4 protein-coding genes are annotated in these 3134 nt (G+C 67.4%); 2 read left to right on the top strand and 2 right to left on the bottom strand.

Annotated elements, in window-relative coordinates; translation table 11 throughout:
* Window positions 1-28: 28 nt before the first annotated feature.
* Both thpR and VJ655_RS20110 read right to left on the bottom strand, forming a co-directional pair.
* Entirely contained in the window at window positions 29-568 is a 540-nt protein-coding gene (gene thpR / locus VJ655_RS20115; RefSeq protein ID WP_324114227.1) for an RNA 2',3'-cyclic phosphodiesterase, read from the bottom strand.
* A 13-nt stretch (window positions 569-581) separates the two neighbouring features.
* Window positions 582-1634, bottom strand: a complete 1053-nt coding sequence (locus VJ655_RS20110) for an aldo/keto reductase (protein WP_324114225.1) — start codon at window positions 1632-1634, stop codon at window positions 582-584.
* A gap of 185 nt (window positions 1635-1819) precedes the next feature.
* Between VJ655_RS20110 and VJ655_RS20105 the strand changes: the two genes are divergently transcribed.
* Both VJ655_RS20105 and VJ655_RS20100 read left to right on the top strand, forming a co-directional pair.
* Window positions 1820-2572: a Bax inhibitor-1/YccA family protein gene (locus tag VJ655_RS20105; protein WP_324114223.1), complete on the top strand. Its 753-nt coding sequence runs from the start codon at window positions 1820-1822 to the stop codon at window positions 2570-2572.
* Between the two features lie 117 nt (window positions 2573-2689).
* Window positions 2690-3034: a hypothetical protein gene (locus tag VJ655_RS20100; protein WP_324114221.1), complete on the top strand. Its 345-nt coding sequence runs from the start codon at window positions 2690-2692 to the stop codon at window positions 3032-3034.
* Window positions 3035-3134: the final 100 nt, after the last annotated feature.

Below are 3134 nucleotides of genomic sequence, written 5' to 3'. Positions count from 1 at the left end.
TAGGGGGAGGATTTGGGGTCTGCACCCCTCACCCAGCCAGCGGATATTCCCGTTCCAGCCGGTAGGCCGAGCCTTCGTGGGTGCGCCAGCTGGAGTAGAGGCCGAAGCGCTCCACCCGGAAACTCGGCGAATGCAGCAGGTTGTGCCCCTGTATCCAGGCGCCGACCTCCGGAACGGCCGGGCGCTTCAGATAGGCCAGGGTGACGTGCGGCGCGTAGACCCGCGTCTCGGGCTTGAGGCCGGCGGCGCGGGCGGCGCTTTCATTGGCCTTCTGCAGACGGCGCAGCGGGGCGCTGTCCTCGACGCCGGCCCAGACGGCGTGGATGTCGGCGCCCTCGCCGAAATGGCCGACGCCCATCAGCTCCAGATCGAAGGCCGGCGCGGCGATCTCCGACAGGGCCTCGTCGAGATCGGCCGCGACCGGCTCCTGCACGTCGCCGATGAACCGCAGGGTGATGTGGAAGGCCTCCAACGGCCGCCAGCGCGCGCCCTCGATCCCGTGCTGACGCGACAGCAGGCCCTCGCCGATTTCCGGCGGGATGGCGACGGCGGTGAACAGGCGGATCATTTTGACCTAACCCTTACGGACAGGGATTGGGATGACGGGCGTGGATGGCGTTGACCGCGTCTTCCAGGTCGTCGGTCCAGGCCAGGTCGAAGGCGTCGATATTGGTCTTCAGCTGCTCCATCGAGGTCGCGCCGATGATGGTGGCGGTCACGAAGGGCCGGGTGTCGCAGAACTTCAGCGCCAGCTGGGCCGGGTGCAGGCCGTTGGCCTCCGCCAGGCCGACATAGGCCTGGAAGGCTTCCTGCGCGCCAGGCCCCTCATAGCGCTGCATCCGGTTATAGAGCGCCTTGCGCGAGCCAGCCGGCAGGGCGCCGTCCAGATACTTGCCGGTCAGCTGGCCCTGGGCGAGGGGCGAATAGGCCAGCAGGCCCACCTGCTCGCGCATGGCGATCTCGGCCAGGCCGTATTCGAAGGTGCGGTTGGCCAGGTGATAGGCGTTCTGGATCGAGGCGACGCGCGGCAGGCCTTTCGTGTCGCTCTCGGCCAGGAAGCGCATCACGCCCCACGGAAACTCGTTCGAGACGCCGACATGGCGGATCGCGCCCTTCTTCACGTGGGCGTCCAGCGCCTCGAGGATATCGCCGAAGGCCTCGAAGTCCTGGTCGTAGTCCTTGTAGGTCTGGCCGCCAAACACCCGCACCCGGCGGTCGGGCCAGTGCAGCTGGTAGAGGTCCAGATAGTCGGTCTTCAGCCGACGCAAAGAGCCCTCGACGGCCTCGTCGATCTGGGCCCTGGTCTGGCGGGTCGTCGCGCCGTCCTTGCGCATCCACGACAAGCCGCCGAACGCCGCGCCCTGGCCGGCGACCTTCGAGGCCAGCACGATCTCCTGGCGCTTGCCGGTCTTCTGGAGCCACGAGCCGATGTATTCCTCGGTCCGGCCCTGCGTCTCCGGATTAGGCGGGCTGGCGTACATCTCGGCCGTGTCCCAGAAGGTCACGCCGCGGCCGAGCGCGTAGTCCATCTGCTCGTGCGCTTCGGCCTCCGAGTTCTGCGAGCCCCAGGTCATGGTGCCCAGGCAGCAGCGCGAGACGTTCACGTCCGTCCGGCCCAGCTTGACGTACTCCATCGGCGCTTCCTCGTTCTTGCGGTCGGCCTCCGTTCTAAGGGGTGGCCGGGCGGCTTGGGAAGCCGTCGCGCCGTCGCTTCGGCGCATACCATGAACACTTTTCGGATGGGGATTGCGCCCGGGGCGAGGACACCCGATATTTCGAGGGCGTCCACCGTGGACGCCTAGCTCAAGGGCTTTATACGATGAACGACTTCAACCGCGGCTACGCGCGCTCGATCCCGGCGGATCGCGCCGACATGTCGGTTGACGCCGGCCTGCGTAGTTTCATGCTCGGCGTCTACAACAAGGTGGCGCTGGGTCTTCTGCTGTCGGCGGGCCTGGCTTATCTGACCAGCGCCTATCAGCCGGTCGCCAGCCTGCTGTACGTGCTGACCCCCGATGGCCGCCTGGCCGGCTTCACCATGCTGGGCACGATCATCCGCTTCGCGCCGCTGGCGATGATGCTGGTGGCCATGTTCGCCATGCGCAATCCGACCGCCCGCTCGTCCGGCGCGCTCTACTGGGCGCTCGTGGCCTCGATCGGCGCCGGCCTGGGCGTCTGGCTGCTGGCCTATACGGGGACCTCGGTCGCCGCGACCTTCCTGGTGACGGCCGCCGCCTTCGGTGGTCTCAGCCTGTTCGGCTACACGACCAAGAAGGACCTGACCGGTTTCGGCAGCTTCCTGATCATGGGCCTGATCGGCCTGCTGCTGGCCTCGCTGGTCCAGATGTTCCTGCACCTGCCGGGCCTGTCGTTCGTGATCAACATCCTGGGCGTGTTCATCTTCGCGGGCCTGATCGCCTACGACACCCAGAACCTGAAGATGACCTACTACCAGCTGGGCGGCGACCAGCAGTCGACGGCCGTGGCCACCAACTACGGCGCGCTCAGCCTCTATCTGAACTTCATCAACCTGTTCCAATTCCTGCTCAGCATCATGGGCAGCCGCCGCTAAGGCGACGGACTGAACCGGAAAACCAGGAGCCCCGGTGGGAAACCGCCGGGGCTTTTTGCTGGGCCAAGCTCGACGCGGGGAGCGCCAGGACCCACATTGACGGGGATGGAGACGACCATGATCCGAGCCCTCTCCCTGACCGCCGCCCTGCTGCTCGCGACCGGCGCCCACGCCGAGACGGCGGTCCCGGCCTATCCGCCGGCCGCCAGGACGCCGAACCTCACCGCGCCGCTGAACCTCAAGCCCGTCGGTCCGGTCGAGCTGCGCTACGCCCAGGCGCCCGCCCCCTTGCCCAGGGGCGTGGCTCGGACGGCGATCGAGCGCCGCGACGGCGGGATCTCGGGAGGCGTTGGCGTACTGTGCGGCATCCAGCCCAGCGCCGACACCAGCGGCGTCGGCGCGGCGCGGGGCTATGACAACGAGGGCCGCTTCGTCGGCGCCAAGCTGGGCTTCTCGTTCTAGAGCGATTTCTGGCGACGAACCGGCTAGAGCGCGTTAGGGTTAGGTGTACGCGGCTAACCCGCCCGGACGCGCTCTAAATGTTTGATTCTAGAGCCTGTTT

The organism is Caulobacter sp. (genome assembly GCF_035254145.1).
Classification (GTDB): Bacteria; Pseudomonadota; Alphaproteobacteria; order Caulobacterales; family Caulobacteraceae; genus Caulobacter.
This window is presented reverse-complemented; position numbering and strand designations above follow the sequence as displayed.

Coding starts and splice junctions, on each gene's coding strand:
- thpR (WP_324114227.1), bottom strand. CDS start 568: ATGATCCGCCTGTTCACCGCCGTCGCCATCCCGCCGGAAATCGGCGAG.
- VJ655_RS20110 (WP_324114225.1), bottom strand. CDS start 1,634: ATGGAGTACGTCAAGCTGGGCCGGACGGACGTGAACGTCTCGCGCTGC.
- VJ655_RS20105 (WP_324114223.1), top strand. CDS start 1,820: ATGAACGACTTCAACCGCGGCTACGCGCGCTCGATCCCGGCGGATCGC.
- VJ655_RS20100 (WP_324114221.1), top strand. CDS start 2,690: ATGATCCGAGCCCTCTCCCTGACCGCCGCCCTGCTGCTCGCGACCGGC.